This window comes from Rhodanobacter sp. FW106-PBR-R2A-1-15, assembly GCF_058789735.1.
Genome location: NZ_JBYTEM010000021.1, coordinates 1 through 21,269, shown reverse-complemented (window position 1 = coordinate 21,269; position 21,269 = coordinate 1). Strand labels below are relative to the sequence as shown.

Annotated in this window: 22 protein-coding genes; 2 read left to right on the top strand and 20 right to left on the bottom strand. The window is 63.5% G+C overall.

Features of this window, described 5'->3' with window-relative positions; all coding sequences use genetic code 11:
- Window positions 1–71: 71 nt before the first annotated feature.
- From AC3WTD_RS11780 to AC3WTD_RS11765, 4 genes are all read right to left on the bottom strand, one after another.
- Window positions 72–395, bottom strand: coding sequence for a hypothetical protein (locus AC3WTD_RS11780; RefSeq protein ID WP_223250752.1), 324 nt, complete (start codon window positions 393–395; stop codon window positions 72–74).
- A gap of 176 nt (window positions 396–571) precedes the next feature.
- Window positions 572–787 carry a GDCCVxC domain-containing (seleno)protein gene (locus tag AC3WTD_RS11775; RefSeq protein WP_027485201.1) on the bottom strand — a complete coding sequence of 72 codons (216 nt, stop codon included), beginning with the start codon at window positions 785–787 and terminating at the stop codon, window positions 572–574.
- Complete coding sequence (locus tag AC3WTD_RS11770; RefSeq protein ID WP_027485200.1) at window positions 777–1,064, bottom strand: heavy-metal-associated domain-containing protein; 288 nt, start codon at window positions 1,062–1,064, stop codon at window positions 777–779. The genes AC3WTD_RS11775 and AC3WTD_RS11770 overlap by 11 nt, the downstream gene beginning before the upstream one ends.
- 10 nt (window positions 1,065–1,074) lie before the next feature.
- Window positions 1,075–1,431 (bottom strand): mercuric transporter MerT family protein, encoded by a 357-nt coding sequence (locus AC3WTD_RS11765; protein ID WP_027485199.1) that lies wholly within the window; start codon window positions 1,429–1,431, stop codon window positions 1,075–1,077.
- 40 nt (window positions 1,432–1,471) lie between these two features.
- Here AC3WTD_RS11765 and AC3WTD_RS11760 point away from each other — a divergent pair, with 40 nt between their 5' ends.
- On the top strand, window positions 1,472–1,870 hold the full coding sequence (locus AC3WTD_RS11760; RefSeq protein ID WP_027485198.1) for a MerR family DNA-binding protein: 399 nt from the start codon (window positions 1,472–1,474) through the stop codon (window positions 1,868–1,870).
- Window positions 1,871–2,135: 265 nt separating this feature from the next.
- On the opposite strand, the gene AC3WTD_RS11755 is transcribed toward AC3WTD_RS11760, so the two are convergent.
- The 16 genes from AC3WTD_RS11755 to AC3WTD_RS11680 form a co-directional block, all read right to left on the bottom strand.
- Window positions 2,136–3,086: an MFS transporter gene (locus tag AC3WTD_RS11755; protein ID WP_231381789.1), complete on the bottom strand. Its 951-nt coding sequence runs from the start codon at window positions 3,084–3,086 to the stop codon at window positions 2,136–2,138.
- Window positions 3,020–3,361, bottom strand: coding sequence for a hypothetical protein (locus AC3WTD_RS11750; RefSeq protein WP_168149676.1), 342 nt, complete (start codon window positions 3,359–3,361; stop codon window positions 3,020–3,022). Before AC3WTD_RS11750 ends, AC3WTD_RS11755 begins: the two co-directional genes overlap by 67 nt.
- A gap of 126 nt (window positions 3,362–3,487) precedes the next feature.
- On the bottom strand, window positions 3,488–3,838 hold the full coding sequence (locus tag AC3WTD_RS11745; RefSeq protein ID WP_027485197.1) for a copper-binding protein: 351 nt from the start codon (window positions 3,836–3,838) through the stop codon (window positions 3,488–3,490).
- A gap of 3 nt (window positions 3,839–3,841) precedes the next feature.
- Complete coding sequence (locus AC3WTD_RS11740; RefSeq protein WP_027485196.1) at window positions 3,842–7,018, bottom strand: efflux RND transporter permease subunit; 3,177 nt, start codon at window positions 7,016–7,018, stop codon at window positions 3,842–3,844.
- Window positions 7,015–8,307, bottom strand: a complete 1,293-nt coding sequence (locus tag AC3WTD_RS11735) for an efflux RND transporter periplasmic adaptor subunit (RefSeq protein ID WP_027485195.1) — start codon at window positions 8,305–8,307, stop codon at window positions 7,015–7,017. Before AC3WTD_RS11735 ends, AC3WTD_RS11740 begins: the two co-directional genes overlap by 4 nt.
- A gap of 11 nt (window positions 8,308–8,318) precedes the next feature.
- Window positions 8,319–8,756, bottom strand: coding sequence for a TolC family protein (locus AC3WTD_RS11730; protein ID WP_492613892.1), 438 nt, complete (start codon window positions 8,754–8,756; stop codon window positions 8,319–8,321).
- A gap of 3 nt (window positions 8,757–8,759) precedes the next feature.
- Window positions 8,760–9,593 carry a TolC family protein gene (locus AC3WTD_RS11725; protein ID WP_492613891.1) on the bottom strand — a complete coding sequence of 278 codons (834 nt, stop codon included), beginning with the start codon at window positions 9,591–9,593 and terminating at the stop codon, window positions 8,760–8,762.
- Window positions 9,594–9,675: 82 nt separating this feature from the next.
- Window positions 9,676–10,089 carry a hypothetical protein gene (locus AC3WTD_RS11720; protein ID WP_027485193.1) on the bottom strand — a complete coding sequence of 138 codons (414 nt, stop codon included), beginning with the start codon at window positions 10,087–10,089 and terminating at the stop codon, window positions 9,676–9,678.
- Between the two features lie 245 nt (window positions 10,090–10,334).
- Window positions 10,335–12,590 (bottom strand): heavy metal translocating P-type ATPase, encoded by a 2,256-nt coding sequence (locus AC3WTD_RS11715; protein WP_395121387.1) that lies wholly within the window; start codon window positions 12,588–12,590, stop codon window positions 10,335–10,337.
- 138 nt (window positions 12,591–12,728) lie between these two features.
- Window positions 12,729–13,256 carry a DUF411 domain-containing protein gene (locus AC3WTD_RS11710; RefSeq protein ID WP_395121386.1) on the bottom strand — a complete coding sequence of 176 codons (528 nt, stop codon included), beginning with the start codon at window positions 13,254–13,256 and terminating at the stop codon, window positions 12,729–12,731.
- 26 nt (window positions 13,257–13,282) lie between these two features.
- Entirely contained in the window at window positions 13,283–14,392 is a 1,110-nt protein-coding gene (locus tag AC3WTD_RS11705) for a c-type cytochrome (protein WP_027485190.1), read from the bottom strand.
- Window positions 14,393–14,403: 11 nt separating this feature from the next.
- On the bottom strand, window positions 14,404–15,687 hold the full coding sequence (locus AC3WTD_RS11700; protein ID WP_027485189.1) for a copper resistance protein B: 1,284 nt from the start codon (window positions 15,685–15,687) through the stop codon (window positions 14,404–14,406).
- Entirely contained in the window at window positions 15,684–17,471 is a 1,788-nt protein-coding gene (locus AC3WTD_RS11695) for a copper resistance system multicopper oxidase (protein WP_027485188.1), read from the bottom strand. Before AC3WTD_RS11695 ends, AC3WTD_RS11700 begins: the two co-directional genes overlap by 4 nt.
- A gap of 577 nt (window positions 17,472–18,048) precedes the next feature.
- A complete protein-coding gene (locus AC3WTD_RS11690; RefSeq protein WP_027485187.1) occupies window positions 18,049–18,378 on the bottom strand; it encodes a hypothetical protein in 330 nt (109 codons plus the stop codon).
- A 112-nt stretch (window positions 18,379–18,490) separates the two neighbouring features.
- Window positions 18,491–18,799, bottom strand: a complete 309-nt coding sequence (locus AC3WTD_RS11685) for a hypothetical protein (protein WP_027485186.1) — start codon at window positions 18,797–18,799, stop codon at window positions 18,491–18,493.
- A complete protein-coding gene (locus tag AC3WTD_RS11680; RefSeq protein WP_027485185.1) occupies window positions 18,796–19,959 on the bottom strand; it encodes a tyrosine-type recombinase/integrase in 1,164 nt (387 codons plus the stop codon). The genes AC3WTD_RS11685 and AC3WTD_RS11680 overlap by 4 nt, the downstream gene beginning before the upstream one ends.
- A 168-nt stretch (window positions 19,960–20,127) precedes the next feature.
- Between AC3WTD_RS11680 and AC3WTD_RS11675 the strand changes: the two genes are divergently transcribed.
- Complete coding sequence (locus AC3WTD_RS11675) at window positions 20,128–21,135, top strand: DNA-binding protein (protein ID WP_027485184.1); 1,008 nt, start codon at window positions 20,128–20,130, stop codon at window positions 21,133–21,135.
- The last annotated feature ends 134 nt before the right edge of the window (window positions 21,136–21,269 follow it).

Genomic DNA, 21,269 nt, shown 5'->3' with positions numbered 1-21,269 from the left:
GAAGCGATCTCCTGAAAACGGTCACGAAGCGACGAACTGCACCGGCGGTGGCGTCGCGTAACGGAGCGGTTTCAGGCGATCGGAGGGCGCAGCAGCGAGCCGGTCGTGGCCGGCGTGAATCCCGAATGGAGGGTGAGCGGTGCGAAGCGTGCTTCCATCATGGCGATGGGAAGCGATGCGCTGACGGGGAACGTCACCGAATGGGCACAGGCACAGTGGCAACTGCGCCCTTCACCCAGAAGACAGGAGTTCGCATCGTCAGCCGATACCGAACTGACGGCGGTGTCCGCCAACAGGGTGGTCGGGGCAGCAGCGGTCGCCGACGCGAATCGCGCTCCCGGTCCATCGGCCACGCAGATCGATCCGCTGACCAGTTTGATCAGCAACACGGCCACGGCCAACACCCACAATCCGCGGTGGCGGCGCAGGCGAGTCAGCAGTGATGGCGCAGACCGATACATCCCATGATCCTATACGACAGCCACGCTGTTAGACAATTTCACTTGGGCGCCGGTCGTGATGAATTCAGACAACCCCCTACCGGCACCGTTTGACCCCTATGAAGGATGGTCTACCCGCAGCACGACTTCTGTTGCTGGATCGGCGGACACGGCACGCTGCCGTACGAGCAGAACACGCAGCAGTCGCCCGCCTTGGGCCGGAGCAATTCGCCGCAGCCCTCACAGTCGTAGAAGAACTGGCAGGCGTCGGTCGGCATGGTCTCGGTGGCCTGATGGTCGCAATGCGGGCACGTCAGCGTGCTCTGCAGGATGGGCTCAACCGCCATGGTTTTGCGCCGTAGCCGGAAAACCCGCCTCGGTAACCGTGCGCGCCAGTGTCGACTCCGTCGTGCGATCGGCATCGAACGTCACAGTGACAGTCTCGGCCTTGAGATCGACCTTCGAGCTCGTGACACCCGCTATGCGGCTCAAGGCTTTCTTGATCGTCACACTGCAGCTCGGGCACGTCATGTTCGCCGCATGCAGCACGGCCGTGGTGGGTGTTGCCGCATGAGCCATGCCCAGCCCCAAGATGGCGACCATTACGAATAGCCACTGACGCATCGTTCGTCTCCTACAAAAACCAGCCAATGAAATAGGGAAACAGCAACAACGGCACGGTCAGCACGGTGGCTGTCCACAGCCAAAACCGCCGCCGCCGCAAGACCGTCGGCTCGACGCAGGTGCCCTCGGTGCGGCAACGCGACCATGGCCCATACAGCGTCCAGAACGCGAGACCAAGGCTAAGCAAAGTGGCCGCGATGAACCATGGACGCCAGGGATCGAGCGCCGTGAGATAGGCGATCCACGCCCCGCTGATGCCCAGCAACACCAGCACCAGCGGTACCACGCAACACACGGATGCCCCGATCGCCGCGAGCAGCGCGACGATCACGGCGGGTAGCGACGATTTGGCTGGTAACGTATTCATGAGCGCATACTAACTTCCGTACCCAACTACGGAGTCAAGCATGACTTCCGCCCTCACCATCGGCCGGCTGGCCCTGGCCGCCGACGTCCACATCGAGACCGTGCGCTACTACCAGCGGGTGGGCCTGCTGCGTGAGCCCGAGCGCCCGTTGGGCGGTGTGCGTCGCTATGAACACCAGGATCTGGCGCGTCTTCAGTTCATTCGACGCGCCAAGACCATGGGTTTCACGCTGGACGAGATTGCCGGACTTCTCCACCTCAAGGGCAAACGAGCCTGCGAGCAGACGCGTCGAATGACCGAACACAAACTCCTCGATGTGCGCCGCAAGCTGGAGGATCTGAAGCGGCTGGAAACGGAACTTATGCAGCTCGCCGACGACTGCGCGCATGCGCCGCGTGGGGAGCATTGCCCGACCTTGAATTTTTTGCATCAGACGTAGCGCTTATCGGCCTGTGACGTCTGCGTACGGCGTGGTGCGAACCTCTGAAATGAAACTTCGGACACGTGCCAGTGGGCCGATGAGGAATAGAAAAGCGAAGAAGAAAGTATCTTGGCACTCTGTTACGAGCCAGATGGCACCGAACCGTGGCTTCCCAATCTCTACTCCCCCGCTGGAGCAGCCGTTTAAGCGACGCGGCCCCGCCAACAGACCAGTGATCAAGGATATGTATTCGATCCATATCCGTGGGTTTTGCGCTGGCGGGCTAGCTGTTGACTCTGTTGACTGGAACCTCCGCGCTGAACCATCCGATGGACAGCGCGGTCGCCAGCGCTTGAACCATGACGAAGATGCCAAGCGCCATCCCGAACCCAAGCCGAAGCGCCTCGCCGAACAGGAGGCTACCCACGCCGAATCCAGCGAATAGTGCGAAGACGTTCAAGCCCATCGCCTGTCCCGGGCGCTTTCCTCCAAGCGCGGTGACGATGCCCCCGAAGAGGGGCTGCGTCATGTCGTAGCCGAGAGAAAGGACGGTCACGGCCACAATCGCGAGTATCAGGGGACCGTTGAAAATCAGGGTAGCTGCACCTAGGGCACCCAACCCAAGCCCGATGGGCAACAACCTGGCGCGCCCCCAGCGGTCGGCGGCCCGGCCGATCAGCGGGCCGAACAAGAAACCAGGAATCCCGTAGCCGAGCAGGGCTACACCAATCCCTACCGGGCCAAGACCGTAACGCTGCTCGAAATAGACACCGAGCCACGTGAAGACGCCAGAGTGAAAAATCGAATTGACGAAAACATAGCCATAAGTGCGCTGCCCCCGCGGAGTGCCGATGAGATCGCGATATCCGAGGAATAGCTCTCCCATCGTCTCGGGAACAGCCTTCCTCCTCGACGAAATAAGTGAACGGCGGAGCAGCAGCACCACGAACACACCCACGGCGGCCAAGGCGACCAAAACAAAGAGGCCGCGCCAACCAAGCAGAGGCTCCAGCACGGCACCGAAAGTCGAGCCGAAAGCCATGCCACCGGCCATTGCTCCGAACAGCCAGCCGAGGGGCCGTCCACGTTGTTCGTACGGATACAGGCTGCCGATGCCGCTTTGGGCCGTCGCGGAGCATGCCTTGGCGGCCTTGTCGTCGCGTCCGCTCAGTCCGCGCGCCGCGCGTGATCGGTCCGCTTCGCCGTGCCCTGGGTCAGCTCGGCACGTACGCAATGCGCGTCGATGATCGACGTTACCGTGGCATACCCCGCCACCGCGAACTGTTGGCGGGGCTGCCCTTTGTTTGGAACCACGAAGGATGTCCGCAGGACCTCCAGTCGCGCACCAACCGCTGGCAGTGGCGTGACTCGATAACAGACATCCAAACGCGGGCCATCCACATGGCCAACCCAGCCATCAGTGTAGGAATCGGTCGCGTACGCGATGCGGCCAATGGTAAGGCCCGCGAGCAGCAGCGGGAGGCTGAGACAAGCAGTAAACGATTTCATGGTCGTTCTCCAAAAATGACAACCACAACAAACACCGCCAGGCGCACGCATAACGTGCGTGGCGGTACTGCTTTCACGACCGCCGGCTGACCCTCGACAGTTGGGGCCAGCCGGCGACGTGGTCTGTCAACGTGCCGGACGGATCGCCGTCACCGTGCTACCCGTGCTGGCCTGATGGAAGGTGAATTGCACCTTATCGCCCACCTTCACGTGCGTCAGCAGCTCCGGCGAAGCCACCTTGAACGGCATCGTCATGGCCGGCCAGCCGATGGCGGCAATCGCCTCATGCTGCAGCGTGAGGGTGCCCTTGGTGGTGTCGACCGCCTTGACCACGCCCACGCCCTGCACATCGGCGGGTGTGGCTTCATGCATCCCAGCCATGCCCGGCATGTTGGGATCCATCTGCTGAGGGTTGGCAAACACCGGAGCCGTGAACAGCGCAGCGGTGATCGCGAGGGTAATGCATGGCTTTTTCATGGGTCAGTTTCCTTGTGGGTTGGAGTGAAGTGTGGCGTTTGTCTTGCTGGCTTTACGCAGCCGATAACGAACCAGCAGGCGGTACGCCGCGGGTATAACGAGCATGGATAGCAAGGGTGCCGTGACCATGCCGCCGATCATCGGGGCGGCTATGCGCTGCATCACTTCCGAGCCGGCGCCATGGCCGAGCAGGATGGGAAACAGACCGGCGAGAATGACCGCGACAGTCATTGCCTTCGGGCGCACGCGCTGCACGGCACCCTCGCGAATCGCTTCGTCCAGCGCTTCTGGGCCGGCGTGGGGATCGAGCGCAAGTTGGTGCTCCCAGGCATGGTGCAGATACAGCAGCATCACCACGCCGAATTCAGCGGCGACTCCGGCCAGCGCGATGAAGCCGATGATCGTGGCCACCGACACCGCATGACCAAGCAACCAGATCAACCACAGACCGCCGACCAGTGCCAGCGGCACGCTGGCCATGATCAGCGCCGCTTCGCTCACGCGTCGGAAAACGGCATAGATCAATAGAAAAATGATCACCAGCGCAATCGGCACCACCACCTTGAGTCTTTCCATGGCACTGGCCAGGTATTCGAACTGACCGGACCACGCCACGGTCGTACCCGGCGGCAATTTGACTTGCTGCGCCACCGCGCGTTGCAGGTTGGCCACCACCGTGCCCAAATCGCTGCCGGCCGTATCGACGTAGACATACGTGGCCAGCTGCCCGCCCTCGCTTTTCAGCATGGACGGTCCTGCTTCAACGGCAATGTCAGCGATCTGGCCAAGTGTAATCTGCGCACCGTTGGCTGCGACGATCGGCAACTGCCGCAGCGCTCCAATGGAATCGCGCTCGGCACGCGGGTAGCGCACCACGATGGGATAACGTTCGCGCCCTTCGACGGTCTGACCGATTGGATCGCCACCGACCACGGTTGCGATCAGTTGCTGCACGCGCTCCTGGGTCAACCCGTAGCGCGCGGCGACATCACGGCGGATGTGCACGTCGACGTAGCGGCCGCTGGTCGGGCGCTCGGCAATCGCTGAGCTGACACCGGGCACGGTCTTCGCCACCGTCTCGATCCGATCGGCCACAGTCTGCAGCGTAGCCAGGTCGGTACCCAGCACCTTGATGCCGATTGGGCTCTTGATGCCGGTGGAGAGCATGTCGATGCGGTTGCGGATCGGCGGCACGAACAGGTTGGTCAGCCCCGGCACGTGCACCGCCTTGTCCAGTTCCGCCTTGATCTTGTCCATCGTCATGCCGGGCCGCCACTGGTCCTTCGGCTTGAAGGTGATCGCGGTCTCGAACATTTCCAGCGGCGCCGGATCGGTGGCCGTTTCGGCGCGCCCGGCCTTGCCAAACACATGATCAACCTCGGGCACGGTCTTGATCATGCGATCGGTCAACTGCAGCAACTGCGAGGCCTTGCCGGCGGACAGCCCCGGCAGTGCAGTGGGCATGTACAGCAATGTGCCTTCGTCCATCGCGGGCATGAACTCGCTGCCGAGCTTGGTCATCGGAATGACCGCGGTGAGCAGCAGCACACCGGCCAGCACCAGGGTTGCTTTCGGATAGCGCAGCACGGCTTCGAGGAGAGGCCGATAGCCATGGATCAAACCCCGGTTGAGCGGATTGTCGCGCTCGGCACGGATGCGCCCGCGGATCAAATAACCCATCAGCACCGGCACCAGCGTCACCGCCAGCCCAGCCGCTGCCGCCATCGCGTAGGTCTTGGTGAAGGCCAGCGGCTTGAACAGCTTGCCTTCTTGCCCCTGCAGCGCGAAGACCGGCACGAACGACAGCGCGATGATCAACAGGCTGACGAACAACGCGGGCCCCACCTCGGCGGCGGCCTCGGCAATCAGCGACCACCGCTGCGCACCTTGCGGTTCACGTCCGTCGTTCGCGTCACGCCAATGTTCCAGATGTTTGTGCGCGTTCTCGATCATCACGATCGCCGCATCCACCATCGCGCCGATCGCAATGGCGATACCGCTGAGCGACATCAGGTTCGCCGTGACGCCTTGCAGATGCAGTGCAATGAAGGCGACCAACACGCCCAGCGGCAGCGTGATCACGGCCACCAGCGCCGAGCGCAGGTGCCCCAGAAACAACACGCAGACCAGCGTCACCACCAGGAATTCTTCGAACAACTTGCTCCACAGGTTCTCCACCGCGGCGTCGATCAGCTGCGAGCGGTCGTAGGTAGGCACGATCTCGACGCCGGCCGGCAGGCTGCGCTGCAGTTCCGCTAGCCGTGCTTTCACGGCGGCAATGGTGGCCTTCGCGTTCTTGCCCGTGCGCATCACGATAATGCCGCCGACCACTTCACCTTGCCCGTCCAGCTCGGCAATGCCACGGCGAAACGTCGGGCCCCGCCGCACCGTCGCCACATCGCGCAGCAGCACCGGCACACCGCCGGCGTTGGTGGTGATCGGCACGTTCTCGAAGTCCGCGCGGCTCTTCAGATAGCCTTCGCTGCGTACCATCAGTTCCGCTTCGCCCTGTTCGATCACCGAGCCACCGTTGGCGCCGTTCGCGCTGCGTACCGCATCGACCAGCTGCGCCACGGTGACGCCGCGCGCCGCCAGCGCCTGCGGATCGGGCACGATCTGCCAGGCGCGCTCCATGCCGCCCAAAGTGGCGACCTCGGCGACATTCGGCACGGTTTTGAGCTGATAGCGCAGGAACCAGTCCTGTAGCGCACGCAACTGGCCAAGATCGTGCTGACCGGTACGATCCACCAGCGCGTATTCGTAGATCCAGCCGAGTCCCGTGGCATCAGGGCCGAGGGCAGGCGTGACTCCGGCCGGCAGGCGATCCCGCGCCTGGCTCAGGTACTCCAGCACACGCGAACGTGCCCAGTACAAGTCAGTGCTGTCATCGAACAACACATCGACGTAGGAGTCGCCGAAGAACGAAAAGGCGCGCACCGTCGTCGCGCCAGGTACCGAGAGCATGGTGGTGGCCAATGGATAGGTGACCTGATCCTCGACCACCTGCGGCGATTGGCCCGGGTAACTGGTGCGGATGATCACCTGGGTGTCAGACAGGTCGGGCAGCGCGTCGACCGGCGTGCGCGTCACCGAGAACATGCCCATCAGGGCCAAGGCCAGTGCAGCCAACAGCACGAACACGCGATGCGCAATCGCCGCGCGAATCAGGGCGGCGATCATGGTCGGTCTCCCATCGGCATGCCCGGCATGGGCACGCTCGTGGCCGGCGCCGGTTTGGTGGGGGCGTCATTCAGACGCTCCAGCGCACCGGACAGGCTCGCTTCGGAATCGATCAGAAACTGGCCGGAGACCACGACTTTCTCACCACCCGCGAGGCCATCGAGAATTTCCGTATAGCCGCCGGCCGCCCGCCCGATGCGCACCGATACGGCACGAAAGTGGCCATCTCCCTCGGCGAGAATGACTCGCGTGTGGGTGCCCGTCGCGATCAGCGCGTCGTCCGGTACCACCGGTACGGCCACGTCCGGAGTCGGGTTGAGTTGCACGGTAGCGAACATGCCCGGACTCAAGGCACCGTCGGGATTGTCGAGCACGATGCGGGCGCGCTGGGTGCGCGTCACCGCATCCACGTCCGACAGCAAGGTTTCCACGGTGCCGTGGAACGACCGACCCGGCAGGGCATCGACCGTGACCCCCACCGGCGTGCCGCTGCGCACCGTGCCGGCCACCGCCTGCGGGAGTGCCGCCTCGACCCACACGGTGGACAGACCGTTCAAGGTCATCAGGGTCTGGCCTGCAGTGACGCGCTGGCCTTCACGCACATCCAGTGTCGTGACGACGCCCGCTTGCGGGGCGTGCAGTGTGATCGCCGCATCCGCGCCATGACGCGACGACTGAATATCCGCCGCTGTCAGCCCCAACACCTGCAGCCGTTGCCGCGCTGCGGAGCGCAGCTCGCGCGCGTCGGCGGACCGCGCCTGCTCCAGCGCGCGATATTCCGCCAACGCACTGTTCCATTGCGGCGCCAGCAACTGCGCCAGCGGTGCGCCGGCAGCGACCACGGTATACGGCGCGCGCACATCAAGCTTGCTGATTACCGCATCAACCCGCGCGCTGATCGTGCTGGCCTGGCGCAAGTCCCAGGTAATCGTACCGGGCACCCTGATGGCCGAAGCCAGCACCCGCCGCTCGACTAGTGCCGTGCGCACGCCGAGGTTTTGCACGGTGGTGGGATCGATTTGGATGACATCCTTGGGTCCACCATCATCGGCATACTTGGGCACCATCTGCATGCCCATCGGCGACAGGCCCGGCTTGTCGAAATGCTGCTGCGGCACCATCGTGTCGTACCAGTACAGGACTTTTCGCTCACCGGCATCCGTTGCTGATGCCGCGTTGCCAGTCGACGCCGATGCCGACGGTGCATGCCGGCGACCGCCGAGATAGCCAACCACCAGCAGTACCGCCGCGAGCAAGACGCCGGCGAAAATCATCAGGGCAGGTTTCAAGTGTGCGCGCTTCATGGCGTCGTCTCCGAATTGGGTAGCAGATAGGCCAGCGCGGCCCACAGGCGCGCATGGGTCGCCAGTGCCTCGGCGTAGGCCAGCCGCTGTTCGATTTCATCGCGACGAGCATCGAGCCATGGCTGCAGCGCACCACCACCGCGGTAGCTGGCCAGCGCCGTGCGTGCACGATCCCGTGCGAGTGGCAGCAACGTGTCCTGATAGCGCTGGACTTGTCGTCCCCAACCCTGCCAATTCACCACCGCACGCGCCACCGCTTCGCGCTGGGCGCGACGCGCATCTTCGTGATCGGCCTGCACTGCATCCCATTGCGCCTGCTTGGCGCTGATTCCCCGATCCTGCCGGTTGCGGGTGAACAGCGGCAGGCTCACACCCACCTGCAAGGTCACCATGTCCGAGAGATACGGCGCGCGCCGGCCATACTCCACCGACACGTTTCAATCCGGGTGTTTGGCAGCCCGTGCCTGGGCGAGTGCGGCCTCAGCTACCTGTTCGCGTGCTTGCCACGCCTGCATGGGTGCCTGCTGATCAATGGCTTGCTCAAGTCGAGCAGGCGCTACCGGCAGCACCTGGAAATCAGGCGTGTCGGCCACGGTGGCCGCGTCCTCACCAAGCCAACGCTGCAACCCCGTATGTGCTGCGGCGAGATCGGCGTCAACGGCCTCCAGTCGGTTGTCCAGTGTGGCCGCATCCGTGCGCGCCGCCAGCGCGTCGGTGGCGCTGCCGTCGCCACCGCGCAGCCGCGCCTGCGCAATCAGCACGGCTAATGCGCTTTCGCCGCGCAACTCGCCCAGCAGCGCACGTTTCTGTTGTGTGGCCCATACCTCGATCCACGCATCGGCAATGCGTTCGCGCACCGTTTGCGCGGCGCCGACGTAATCGGCTTCGGCTGCGTCAATCTGCGCAGCGGCCAAACCGCGCTCGGCGTCGCGCGCCGCTCGCGATGGAATCGTCTGCATCACGCCGACGGTGCGCATGGTCATACTGTCCGAGCGCAGGCTGAAAGCCCCTGGGCTGGTGACGGGGAAATTGGAAAGTCCGAGCGTCAGGGTGGGATCCGGCAACTGTCCGGCGCGCGCACCTTCCTCGCGGGCTGCCGCCGTATCGGCGGTACGCGCTTCAAGTTGCGGCGCCCGCGCCAGGCCTTGCCGAACGGCCGCCTCAAGCGTCAGCGGTGGCTCGATGGCACCGGCCGCCGTGGCCAAGGCTCCCCACAGGAGCGCGGCCAGACCCGGCACCATCAGGCGCCGGGCAAAGTGATGGGACAACATGGGTGAATACTCCGCTGGTCTGCGATCTGCGTCGCGCCATGCAGGCGCGACGCCACATACGTCAATGCCGCAACGTGTCAGATCAGATCAGGAGTGAGCAGAACAACAACATGGGCGGAGGTGGCGGCGCGCGCAGATGCCCGGCCCGTTGGAGCGCGCGATTCGATGGCAGCGCAACGACGGCGGGCGCCATCAGCATCGATGGCATTGCCGGCAACACGCTTAATGGCACCGCCGTCGTATGCGCTTCAACCTGCGTCGCGTGATCGGGCGTGCAATGCTTTTGGCACAGCGGGCTGGCGGGGGCATCCTGATTCTGCGCACAGCCGCCGTCCATGCCCGACATCGAAGTCATCAGCGCAGCCGCCGGTGTCGCTTCGGGGACCGTCGGACAAACGTAGGCAGCCAGTGCCGTCTGCTGCCAAAGCAGCAGCAGCGTCACCAGCCAGATAAGGCGGCGACGTGTGGCGCGATGCATGCGGAAAGGACGGGCCATAGGCAACACTATATCTCCAAAATACCAAGAATTTCATTGACCTGAATCAACTACAGATTGTCGGCCCGGTCTCCTTCGCTGTTCTTGCCGGCCAACCCCGGCCCTCCTGGAGAACGGGGTGGTCGCCAAGCCCGATACCAAGGTGTGCTGGGCGTGAGGAAGGAAACACATGGTGGCGTACTCCCGCGTGCCGGCGAAGGCATCGCGCTGGATTCGCTTCGCTTCATTCGCCGGCGTTGGTCATCTCAGCCATGCCGTTTTCGGCCCAGTCGCAATGCGTTGGCAACCACCGACACGGAGCTCAGGCTCATCGCCAAAGCGGCGATCATCGGGCTGAGCAACAGGCCCGTCACGGGGTACAGCACGCCGGCCGCAATCGGTACACCCAGCGCGTTGTAGAGGAACGCAAAGCCCAGGTTCTGCTTCATGTTGGCGACGGTGTCGTTGGAAATCGACCGTGCCCGCACGATGCCGCGCAAGTCGCCCTTCACCAGCGTCACCTGCGCGCTCGACATTGCCACGTCGGTGCCGGTGCCCATGGCGATGCCGACATCGGCGCCGGCAAGCGCGGGTGCGTCGTTGATCCCGTCGCCAGCCATCGCGACCCGGTGTCCCTCGGCTTGCAGCTGTTGTACAAGTTCGATTTTGTCCTTCGGGCGGACCTCGCCATGTACTTCGTCGATGCCCAGGGTACGCGCGACCGCATGGGCGGTGGTGACGCCGTCACCGGTGGCCATCACGATGTTCAGGCCCGCATCGTGCAGTGCCACGATGGCATCTTCGGTGGTGGCCTTGATCGGATCGGCCACCGCGAGCAGGCCGGCCAGGACGCCATCGACCGCCAGATACATCACGCTGGCACCGGCCCGGCGCAGCTCTTCGGACGGGATGGAAAGAACGGAGGCATCGACCCCGACCTCGTGCATCAGCGCGGTATTGCCGATCGCCAGGATGGCGCCTCCCACTTTGCCGCGTACCCCGATGCCGGTGGACGACTCGAAGCTCTCCGGCGTTTCTAGCGTCAGGTTACGATGGCGGGCTTCCGCGACGATCGCGTCGGCCAGTGGGTGCTCGCTGCCCTGATCGAGGCTGGCCGCCAGGCGCAGCACCTCCTGCTCGGTGAACCCTTCGGCCGCGAGCGCGGTGTGGAACGCCGGACGTCCCTCGGTCAAGGTTCCCGTCTTGTCCACGATCAGGGTGTCAATCTTGCGCAGGTTCTCGATCGCCTCGGCATCACGGAACAACACGCCTTCCCCGGCGGCGCGGCCGGTCGCCACCATGATCGACATCGGCGTGGCCAATCCCAGCGCGCAAGGGCAGGCAATGATCAAGACCGAGATCGCGTTGAGCACTGCGAACGTCCACGACGGGTCCGGGCCGAACAGTCCCCACACGAAGAAGGTCGCGACGGCGATCGCGAGGACCGCGAGCACGAACCAGAAAGCTACCTTGTCGGCCATGCGCTGCATCGGTGCGCGCGAGCGTTGCGCCTGTGCGACCAGTTGCACGATCTGCGACAGCACGGTCGCCGAGCCGACTTTCTCCGCCCGGATCACCAGGCTGCCGGTGCCGTTGAGGGTCGCGCCGATCACGCTGGAGCCGATGGCCTTTTCGACCGGGACGGGCTCCCCGGTCAGCATCGACTCGTCGACATGGGAGTGTCCCTCGATGACTTCGCCGTCCACCGGCACCTTTTCGCCGGGGCGTACGCGCAGGCGATCACCGACGTGAACGCGGCTGAGTTCGACATCCTCCTCGCCGCCATCGTCGCGCAGGCGGCGTGCGGTTTTGGGGGCCAGCCCTAGCAGGGCTTTCAGGGCAGTCGAGGTCTTCGAGCGGGCACGCAGTTCGAGTAGCTGGCCGAGCAAGGTCAGCGAGACGATCACCGCGGCGGCTTCGAAGTAGACGCCCACGCGGCCGTGTTCGTGGAATGACTCCGGGAACAGGTCCGGTACAAGGGTGGCGACGATGCTGTAGCCGAACGCCGCGCCGACGCCGATGCCGATCAGGGTCCACATGTTGGGACTGAGGTTGCGGACCGACTGCACGCATCGAACGAAGAAGGGCCAGCCTGCCCACAACACCACCGGCGTGGTCAGTACCAGCTCGATCCAGGTCCGGGCGTCCACCGGCAATCGGGGGAAGTGGTGGCCGAACATCGCCAGTACGAGCACCACCAGCGTTGCCGGCAAGGTCCACCAGAAGCGGTGGCTGAAATCACGCAGTTCGGGATGGTCCTCATCGTTCAGTCCTGGCATTTCCGGCTCCAGTGCCATGCCGCAGATCGGGCAGATGCCGGGACCGTCCTGGCGCACTTGCGGATGCATCGGACAGACATACATCGTTCCCGTCGGTGCCTGCACGGGGGCACCATCGGGTCGCCGGGTCAGATATTTGGCCGGATCCCTCGTGAAACTTTCCAGGCAGCGCGCCGAACAAAAATGATGCGTTACTCCATCATGTTCGGCGTGATGGGCGGTCTGGTGTGGATCGACCTGCATGCCACAAACCGGATCGATCGCGGTTGTCACTGCGCCGGGTTGGGTGTGACGTCCGTGGTTGTCGGCGCCCGTGTGGTGATGATGGGTGTTCATGCATCCTCCCATGACGATGGCAATGGCTTGACGTTGATCGACGTGTCAGTGTCCGTGGCGGGCGAAGTCGGACGTCGTGCCGTCGCGGCCGACCAGCTCAACCACGTAAGGCTGGACGCGGCCATCGGGCATCTCCATGCCCGGCGAACCGGCCGGCATGCCCGGCACGACGAGGCCCTTGGCATCGGGCTTTTCAGCCAGGAGCCGCTTGATGTCCGGCGCCGGCACATGGCCTTCGACAAAATAGCCGCCCACTTCGGCGGTATGGCATGACCCTTTGCCGAACGGAATGCCGACCTGACTCTTCACCGAATCGAGGTCGTCGACATCGCGCACGTCGACGTTGAAGCCCGCGGCACGCATATGGTCGACCCACGCGCCGCAACATCCACACGTAGCGCTTTTGTGCACCAGCATGACTGGAAGCGATGCGGCCGGTGAGCTTGCTGTTGCGGCATGGATTGTCGCGGAGGATGGCTGGCTGGACTGCGCATCGACGGGGTAGGTGCAGGCACCAAGCGCGCTGAAGGAAACAACGGAGATGGCTGCGAACAAAACGTTTCTTGCATTCATGGCTGAGATGCTCATTCGCTTCACGGTCATTCTCCCGATACCGGTGCGGATTGCCACTGGATCGAGACGATCTTCCAGTCTTTGCCGTCCTTCTTGAGATTGAGCAGTTCGCGGCTGCGCAACATGGTCGGCTTGCCCTTGACCATGGCTTGGATGTCGCTCTCGCTGCCGACCATCGCGGTGTCGCCCATCGGCATCGAACCGAGCGAGACGGGTGTGATCCTCGCGCTCTTCAGGAACGCGATGTCCTCGCCGAGATGGCCGTTCGCGTAGTCGTCACGCGTCTGGGTATGCCCGCCTTCGCTGATGGTGACATCAGGTGCCAGCAGGGCAAGCACCGCCGTTCGATCGCCATGCTGCAAGGCCGTGTGGAACGCCTGTGCCACAGCTTCGGCCTCTGGTGCCGCCTTTGGCTTCATTCCATCCAGCGACAGCGGGGTTTCGGCTGCAGGCGCGGTGGTCGACGCATGATCATGGCTATCCTCTGGAGCGGCGCCATGGCTGTGACCGGCCTCGCCGGACATGACCATGTCTTTCATGTCGGCAGCACCGTGAGCGTCCTCGTCAGCAGCCCCACCGTGGCTATGGCCGCCTTCGTCGCCCATGTCCATGTCTTCATCCGGCGGCGCCTTCGCCACCATGTCCTTGTATTGCTCCGGCGTCATGGCCGGCAGCTTCTGCAGGAACGCGACCATGCTCCAGATGGTGGGATCGTCGTGACTGCCACCCCATGCCGGCATCGCGCTCATCTTGATGCCGTGCTTGATGATCCAGAACGCGTCCTTCGGATCGACCCGCGTCTGTGACAGATTCGGTGGCTGCGGGTACAGTCCGGGGCGAAGCTCCGAGTCCTTCATGCCCGGCTTGAGGTGGCACTGGGTACACATAGCCGCGTACTGGCCGGCCCCTTTCAGGATCAGCTGGGGATCGTTGAGATCCGGAACCGTGAGGTCTTCCGAGCGGACATGAATGGAGCGCTCGCGCAGGGTCTGCATGACCGCGAACACCGGCTTGGTGTGATGGTCGTCGGCGCCGATGTTGTAGATGCCGGAGTACACGAACGCGCCTGCACCGATGGCAAGGACGCCAAGAACAACGGCGACGGTGATGCTGTGATGCTTGATGTGCTGTTTCATGATGTTTCCCCTTAAAACCAGATGCGAACGCCGGCCACGATCTGCCGGTCGAGAACGGGTTGATGATCCTGCCGCGCGTAGTCGGCGGTGGTGCCGATGCGACGCACCCAGTTCACGCCGATGTACGGCGCGAACTGACGACGGATCTCGTAGCGCAGACGCAAGCCGAACTGAATGTCGGACACGCCGCTACCGATCCGGCGTTGCGGATCGTTCTTGCCGTACAGGTTGATCTCCGCTTCCGGCTGCAGGATCAGGCGCTGGGTGAAGAGCATTTCGTATTCGGCGCGCAGACGCGCGGCTGTACGACCGGAAGCCCCGACGTAACCCGTCGCTTCCACCTCGAACCAGTACGGTGCCAGGCCCTGCACGCCAAAGGCCGCCCACGTGCGCTTGGGGCCTTCGCCCACGTCCTGGCGACCGCCGAGCTGAGTGCTCCAGAACGTGGCGATGTTGTGGTTCCAAAACGCTTCGAGGTCGCCGTCTTCCAGCTTGCCGCGGCTGCGCTCGCCTTCAGTGCGTACCCACAGCTTGTTCTCGTCGTTGCCGTACCAGCCTTCGGCTTCCCAACTCTGGCCGTTGGCATCGCGGCCGTGGAAGGCTTCCAACTGGTCGATCAACAGCCTGCCCAGCGGTGCGTTGTCGGCCATGTCCATGCCTTTCATGGAGCCGTAGCCGACGCCGTCGGAGTAGTCGGAGCTGCGCGCATTCGCTGGCGGACTCCCGCCCTGCATCGGGCCCATCGTCATGCCCGGCATCGCACCCATGCCGGTCATGTCGCCTTGATCCTTCTTCGGCATCGCGCCGTGATCCATACCGGCCATGCCGCTGTGGTCCATCCCCTGCATCGCTTCCGGGCTCATGCCGGGCATCGACGAGTGATCCATCCCCGACATGTCGCCGGCGGGTGCTGCCGATGCGGCAGGTTTGGCGGGCGTGGGCATGTCCGACATCGCGCGGTGATCCATGCCAGGCATGCTGCTGTGATCCATGCCCTTCATGCCATCCATGTTGTGGGAAGCCGGCGTCGGCGGGGCTGCGACGGGTTTCTTCCTGGCTTTCTTGGCAGGCGGTTTCGTTGCCGGCTTCGCCGTGCTGCTCGCAGCAGCCGGCATGGCCATACCGGACATGCTGCCGTGATCCATGCCTGGCATGGAGCTCATGTCCATCGACGATGTGCTGCTGGACGCGGGTGCACTCTGCGCCGTGACCACCGGTGGCAACGCCAGCAATATTGCGGCCAGCAACGCGGAACGCAGCGGGACGACTGAGGTGCTGCGGCGATTCATTTTCATGACACCACCACTTCGCGGAACATGCCCGCTTCCATGTGATACAGCAGGTGGCAGTGGTAGGCCCACCGACCGGGGTTGTCGGCCGACACCGCATAGGTGATGCGCTGCGCCGGCTGCACGTTGATGGTGTGCTTGCGTACCTGGAACTGGCCTTCGGGATTCTCCAGCTCGCTCCACATGCCGTGCAGGTGGATCGGATGGTTCATCATGGTGTCGTTGACCAGCACGATGCGCAGCCGTTCGCCGCTGTTGAAATGCACCGGCTTGGCGTCGGAAAACTTCACGCCATCGAACGACCAGATGAAGCGATCCATATTGCCGGTCAAGTGCAGCTCGATCTCCCGGCTGGGTTCGCGCGCGTCGATCGGTCCGCCGATGGTGTGCAGGTCGGCGTAGGTCAGCACGCGTCGACCGTTGTCGCGCAGGCCGATGCCCGGGTCGTCGAGGTTGGTACGCGGCATGTCCACATGCATGTCCACGCCGGGGCCGTATTCGGTGCGGGCGTGGCGCACCACAGGCGCTGGCGCAGGTGCCATGCCCGGCATCGCACCGTGATCCATGCCGGCCATGCCCTGCATGCCCTGCATGCCGCTCATGCCCGACATGCCTTGCATGTTCCCGTGACCGGCATCACCCATCGCCATCGCACCCATCATGTCCTGCATGGCCAGCCACTGAATGGGATCGGGCTTGGGCACGTCTGCTTCCATGCCGGCGCGCGGCGCCAGCGTGCCGCGAGCGTAGCCGCTGCGATCGATCGACTGGGCGAACAGCGTGTACGCGCGCTCGTCCTGCGGCTCGACCATCACGTCGTAGGTTTCGGCCACCGAGATGCGAAATTCGTCGACCGACACCGGCTCGACGTCCTGGCCATCGGCCGAGATCACCGTCATCTTCAGGCCCGGAATGCGCACGTCGAAGATCGTCTGCGCCGATCCGTTGATGAAGCGCAACCGGATCTTCTCGCCGGGTTTGAAGATGCCGGTCCAGTTGCCCGCCGGCGCCGCACCGTTCATCAGGTAGGTGTAGGTGTAGCCGGAGACGTCGCCGAAATCGGTCGGGTTCATGCGCATCTCGTTCCACATCTTGCGCATGGCCAAGGCCTGGCCCAGCCCCTTCTCGCGCACATCGCGAAAGAAATCCGGCACCGTGGGCTGGGCGAAGTTGTAGTAGTCGCTCTGCTTCTTTAGCTTGGCGTAGATGCGCTCGGGATTTTCATCGGTCCAGTCGTTGAGCATCACCACGTAATCGCGATCGGTCGGATGGCGATCCGGGCTGGCCGGTTCGATCACCAACGGGCCATACAAACCCGTCTGTTCCTGGAAGCCCGAGTGCGAGTGGTACCAATAGGTACCGCTCTGGCGCACCTTGAACTGGTAGAGAAAGGTTTCGCCGGGAGCGATGCCGTCGAAGCTGATACCCGGCACCCCATCTTCCTGGAACGGCAGGATGATGCCGTGCCAATGGATCGAGGTCGGCACGCGTAACCGGTTGGTCACTCGAAGGTTCACCGTAGTGCCTTCCTTCCAGCGCAGAATTGGACCCGGGATGCCGCCATTGACGGTGGTCGCCAGACGCGTGGCGCCGGTGTAGTTGACCGGTGTTTCGGCAATATCGAGTGCGAAATCGGTGCCGCTCAGCACGGTGGGCTGGCCGGGGCTGGTCAGCGCCCAGGCATTCGAAGGACGCAGCAGGCCCAGGCCGGCTACGGCACCGCCGATGGCCACGCCTTGCACGAAACGACGCCGCGACAGATCCGCCGGGGGCGGGGAAAACAAGTTCATGGGATCTCTCCAAGGCAGGTGATATCGAACATTACCGATACCGATCACAGCCGATTGCTTGCGATCGCCGACACGCGACGATCGAACGCAAAGCTCATTAGCAACGAGGGAGAGTCAGACCGCCGGTGGTCGCAACGGAGGGGCGGTATTCAACGAAGGCGCGCTGCTGGGCAGCGGCAAGGCGTAGCGGGCGGTGATCGCAGTCGAGATCAGGGCAACTGCTGGTCCGGGTGGCAACGTGGTACTGCACATCGCGGCACAATTGCAGGTGTGTCCCGTCATGCCACCGCAGCAACCGGCCTGATCGTCGCAACAGGATCGGGATGCCTTGACGGCCACATGGTGGTGACAGTGTTCACTGACCGCCGCGACCGTTGCGTGCATGGGATGGGAGTGAGGACCTCCCGTCATGCCCATCGGTGCAGCGGCCAATGAGTTGATGACCAGCATCAGCCACGCCAACACGCCCATCGCCCGAAGGCGACGTGAACGAGCAAGCAGACGTAGCGAGAAGGTCATAGGGGGAGCTTACCCGTGTGACCTGACACCCTCAACTCTGGAGGTGGGTTCAGGGGATTCACGGCTTGCTGAAACCCATATGCAAGGTGATTTTGTCGCCGGCCTTCAGGCTGGCCATGGCGGACGGTGGGAAATGCACCTTCAAGGCCATGCCCTCAGTCGTCACATCAACCACGCCGGTCTTCGTATCGGCCGCCGTCACCGTCGCCGGCATCATGTGCATGCCCATCATGTTGTCGTGCATGCCCTTCATGTCCGAGTGCATCGCACCCATCTTGTCCATGCCGCTTGTGGGCGTGCTGTCTTGGGCCACGGCGACGCCACTGAGGGCCAATGCGAGCGCCAGAGAGCCAAGCGTCGAAAGTAGTGATTTGCGTGAAGTAGTCATATGGCTGTCCCAACGATGAGTTGCCAAACGCAACAGTGTCGAGCGTGTGCCCATTTGTGTGTACGCAAGTTGAAATTCCGGCCGATTGTCCACTTTGCTACGGGCAATGTGGTTACACCTTTAAATAATCCTCACAGGCCACAATGAGTTCGCGTACCTCGGGTTCGCCGGCATCGGTACGCGCCAGAAGTATCGCGCGAAGCTGCGAAATCTGGTCGTTGTTCGGGATCAACTCCGACGGGCTTTCCCACATCCAGTCGACCACGATCGGGAGGAGTTTGGCGGCAGAAAGGGTAGCTACTTCCTGCCGAGTCGGGACATACATGCCCGCCCGAAAAACCGGGCTATTCACGCCGTGGCTTTTCCGGGCGGCCTTGAACGCACTGTCTGGCATGCCAAAGCGGTCGTCGGGGTCAGTCATGGCACGTCTCCGTGGGACACCGATGGCTCGATGCGTGGCTTCGTGGTGCTGGCATGTCGCGCATCCTCTTCCGCATGAATATAGATCGAGGTCGTACCAATGGAGCTGTGACGCAGATTCTGCTGGATGTGGTGGATCGGGGTGCCGTCCTCGGCCTGGTGCGTGGCGGCCGTATGCCGCAGCCAATGGGTCGAGGCCCGCCGCACCCGCGCGGCTTGGGCACCATCGTGCTTTTGCAGCTCGTCGGCCACGCGCCGGAAGGTGTCCTTGACGATCTGGTAGACCGCCGTGGGTGTCAGCGGGGAAGACCGTCCGGCGATGCCCAGAATGGCCGGGGCTGTGCCGTCGCCCGAAGGCAACGCCGGCAGTCCATGGAAGCGCCGATAGCGTGCAAAGTCTTCCATGAGACCGTCGCTTAGGGGAATCGTGCCCTCGACGCCGCCTTTCCCCACGGTATGCAGCCACCACCGGCCACGAATAGGCTGAAAATCGCCCTCGCTGGCGGCCGCGGCTTCGGCGGCCCGCAAGGCGGTTTCATAGAGAAAGCGAAGGATCCAGCGAACGCGTTCGTAGCGCTGCCGTTCCCGCGCAGTTGTCTGTGGCCAGCCGTCGACGACGCGTAGCACCTGGTCCCAGAGGGCACGGTCCAGGTAGCGTTCGATCGTGCGGCGGGGGCCGCGGCGTGCCCGTCGGCGCTGCAGCACAAACGGACTGCCCGCGAGATAGCCAGCGCGCACGAGGTAATTGAACAGCCCCGCCAGGATGCCCAAGGCCTGCCGGCGACTGCGCTCGGCCAGCGGCCCGATGAACAGTCGCCGATGCTCACCGCGACGGGCGAGACCGGCGTCGCACCAGGTCGCCGGTGGCTGGGCAAGAAACGCCTCATAGGCGATGACATCCTCGCGGGTGAGACTGGACACCGGCTTGCCACGCACTTGGGTGGCCCAAAGCAGCAATCGCTCGGCCTCCTTGCGGTAGCTGCGGAAGGTATGCGGCGAGTCGTGATATTCCGCCAGCCACAGGCCGATCGCGGCCACGTCGTCGTTGGCGGCGATCTGCCGCGCCACACTGGCCGGTGCGCGGTTGGTGCCGACACCTCCCGACAGGGCGGGCGGCAAGGCTTGGGGCAACGCCAAAAGGGTCACTGCAGGCTCAGTCATGCTTTCCGATGTCCGACGCCACGGAAAACACAGCGTACTGCCAAAAGACTTTCGATTATAGGAGTTATCGTAAATTTCTTGATTTAATCATTACGTATATAACGTAATACTATGATATACATTCTCTTATCCTTCGAAATTGACCCTCCGAGCGACTGGGAATTTGCCATGAGCCGTGTCAGCGATACCCGTCAGCGTACCCGTGAAGCCGCCGCCCAACTCGTTGCCGGTGCGAAGCGGCCGCACGAAATCACCGTCGACCAGATCTACGCCGTCATCCAGCAAGGCAGCCGTACGACGATCAATGACGAGCTGAAGCAGTGGAAGGACGAACGTACGAAGGCCGATGCGCTCGGTGCTGATCTCCCGGCTGCTGTGGCCGACGCCATGCGTGCCCTGTGGGTGGTGGCCGTCGAACAGGGCGAGGTGGTGTTCGCCGAACAGCGGAGCACTTTGGAAGCTGCCGTGGCAGATGCGGAGCAGCAGCACGCTACGGTTACGCAGGCGCGCGACGACGCATTGGCGACCTCAACGACACTGACCGAACAGTGCGAAACACTTCGACAGCAGATCACCACGCTGCAAACGCGAGTGGAGTTCGAGGCCACCGCGAAGAATCAAGCGCTTCAGGATGGCCAGGCACTGCAGCAGAAACTCATCGCACTCCAGACCGACACCGCCGAACAGATCGAACGCATCCGTCAAGCGCAAACTGACCAGGCCGAAGAATTCCAAGCCGTGATTGCGAGCCGGGATGCGGCTTTTCAGGTCGAACGTGATACAGCGAACGAGCGGCTGGAGGCCGCCCAAGCCCGCATGCTGCAGGAGATCGATACAGCTCGCGAAGGCCAGCGGCGCGCAGAACAGCAGATGGTCAAAACGCGAGAACGACTGGAGCGACAACAAGCCAGTTTGGCGGAGCTGCGCACCGAAGCAGGACATCACCGTCGTGAACTGGCCGAGCGTGATACCCGCTTGGGGGCATTGGCCGCGGCTGTCGCGGATCGCGATCGCATGGCCATCGAACTGGCCGCAGCTCGCGGGCAATTGGAAGGTTTGGGAACGGCGATGCAGTCGCTCGAAACTCGGGCTATCACCGCCGAGTCGCGTATCAGTACGCTGCTGGACGAACGGAAGTCGCCAGCAACGCCTCGGAAGAAACAGGGCAAGAAGTGAGACGCGTAAGCCTTGTTTGAGGCTTATGACCCAATTTTACCCTTATCCGGGCACGACCCCAACATCGCCGTGGCGAGCCGAGCAGGCCAAACCGCCCCTCGTCCTGGAACATCAAGCGAACCGGGCGACCGCAC

Excerpts from the sequence above, each read along its gene's own strand:
- AC3WTD_RS11775 (WP_027485201.1), bottom strand. The coding sequence starts at position 787 with ATGGCGGTTGAGCCCATCCTGCAGAGCACGCTGACGTGCCCGCATTGC.
- AC3WTD_RS11770 (WP_027485200.1), bottom strand. The coding sequence starts at position 1,064 with ATGCGTCAGTGGCTATTCGTAATGGTCGCCATCTTGGGGCTGGGCATG.
- AC3WTD_RS11765 (WP_027485199.1), bottom strand. The coding sequence starts at position 1,431 with ATGAATACGTTACCAGCCAAATCGTCGCTACCCGCCGTGATCGTCGCG.
- AC3WTD_RS11760 (WP_027485198.1), top strand. The coding sequence starts at position 1,472 with ATGACTTCCGCCCTCACCATCGGCCGGCTGGCCCTGGCCGCCGACGTC.
- AC3WTD_RS11750 (WP_168149676.1), bottom strand. The coding sequence starts at position 3,361 with ATGAAATCGTTTACTGCTTGTCTCAGCCTCCCGCTGCTGCTCGCGGGC.
- AC3WTD_RS11745 (WP_027485197.1), bottom strand. The coding sequence starts at position 3,838 with ATGAAAAAGCCATGCATTACCCTCGCGATCACCGCTGCGCTGTTCACG.
- AC3WTD_RS11740 (WP_027485196.1), bottom strand. The coding sequence starts at position 7,018 with ATGATCGCCGCCCTGATTCGCGCGGCGATTGCGCATCGCGTGTTCGTG.
- AC3WTD_RS11725 (WP_492613891.1), bottom strand. The coding sequence starts at position 9,593 with ATGTTGTCCCATCACTTTGCCCGGCGCCTGATGGTGCCGGGTCTGGCC.
- AC3WTD_RS11720 (WP_027485193.1), bottom strand. The coding sequence starts at position 10,089 with ATGGCCCGTCCTTTCCGCATGCATCGCGCCACACGTCGCCGCCTTATC.
- AC3WTD_RS11715 (WP_395121387.1), bottom strand. The coding sequence starts at position 12,590 with ATGCAGGTCGATCCACACCAGACCGCCCATCACGCCGAACATGATGGA.
- AC3WTD_RS11710 (WP_395121386.1), bottom strand. The coding sequence starts at position 13,256 with ATGAATGCAAGAAACGTTTTGTTCGCAGCCATCTCCGTTGTTTCCTTC.
- AC3WTD_RS11705 (WP_027485190.1), bottom strand. The coding sequence starts at position 14,392 with ATGAAACAGCACATCAAGCATCACAGCATCACCGTCGCCGTTGTTCTT.
- AC3WTD_RS11700 (WP_027485189.1), bottom strand. The coding sequence starts at position 15,687 with ATGAAAATGAATCGCCGCAGCACCTCAGTCGTCCCGCTGCGTTCCGCG.
- AC3WTD_RS11695 (WP_027485188.1), bottom strand. The coding sequence starts at position 17,471 with ATGAACTTGTTTTCCCCGCCCCCGGCGGATCTGTCGCGGCGTCGTTTC.
- AC3WTD_RS11690 (WP_027485187.1), bottom strand. The coding sequence starts at position 18,378 with ATGACTACTTCACGCAAATCACTACTTTCGACGCTTGGCTCTCTGGCG.
- AC3WTD_RS11685 (WP_027485186.1), bottom strand. The coding sequence starts at position 18,799 with ATGACTGACCCCGACGACCGCTTTGGCATGCCAGACAGTGCGTTCAAG.
- AC3WTD_RS11680 (WP_027485185.1), bottom strand. The coding sequence starts at position 19,959 with ATGACTGAGCCTGCAGTGACCCTTTTGGCGTTGCCCCAAGCCTTGCCG.
- AC3WTD_RS11675 (WP_027485184.1), top strand. The coding sequence starts at position 20,128 with ATGAGCCGTGTCAGCGATACCCGTCAGCGTACCCGTGAAGCCGCCGCC.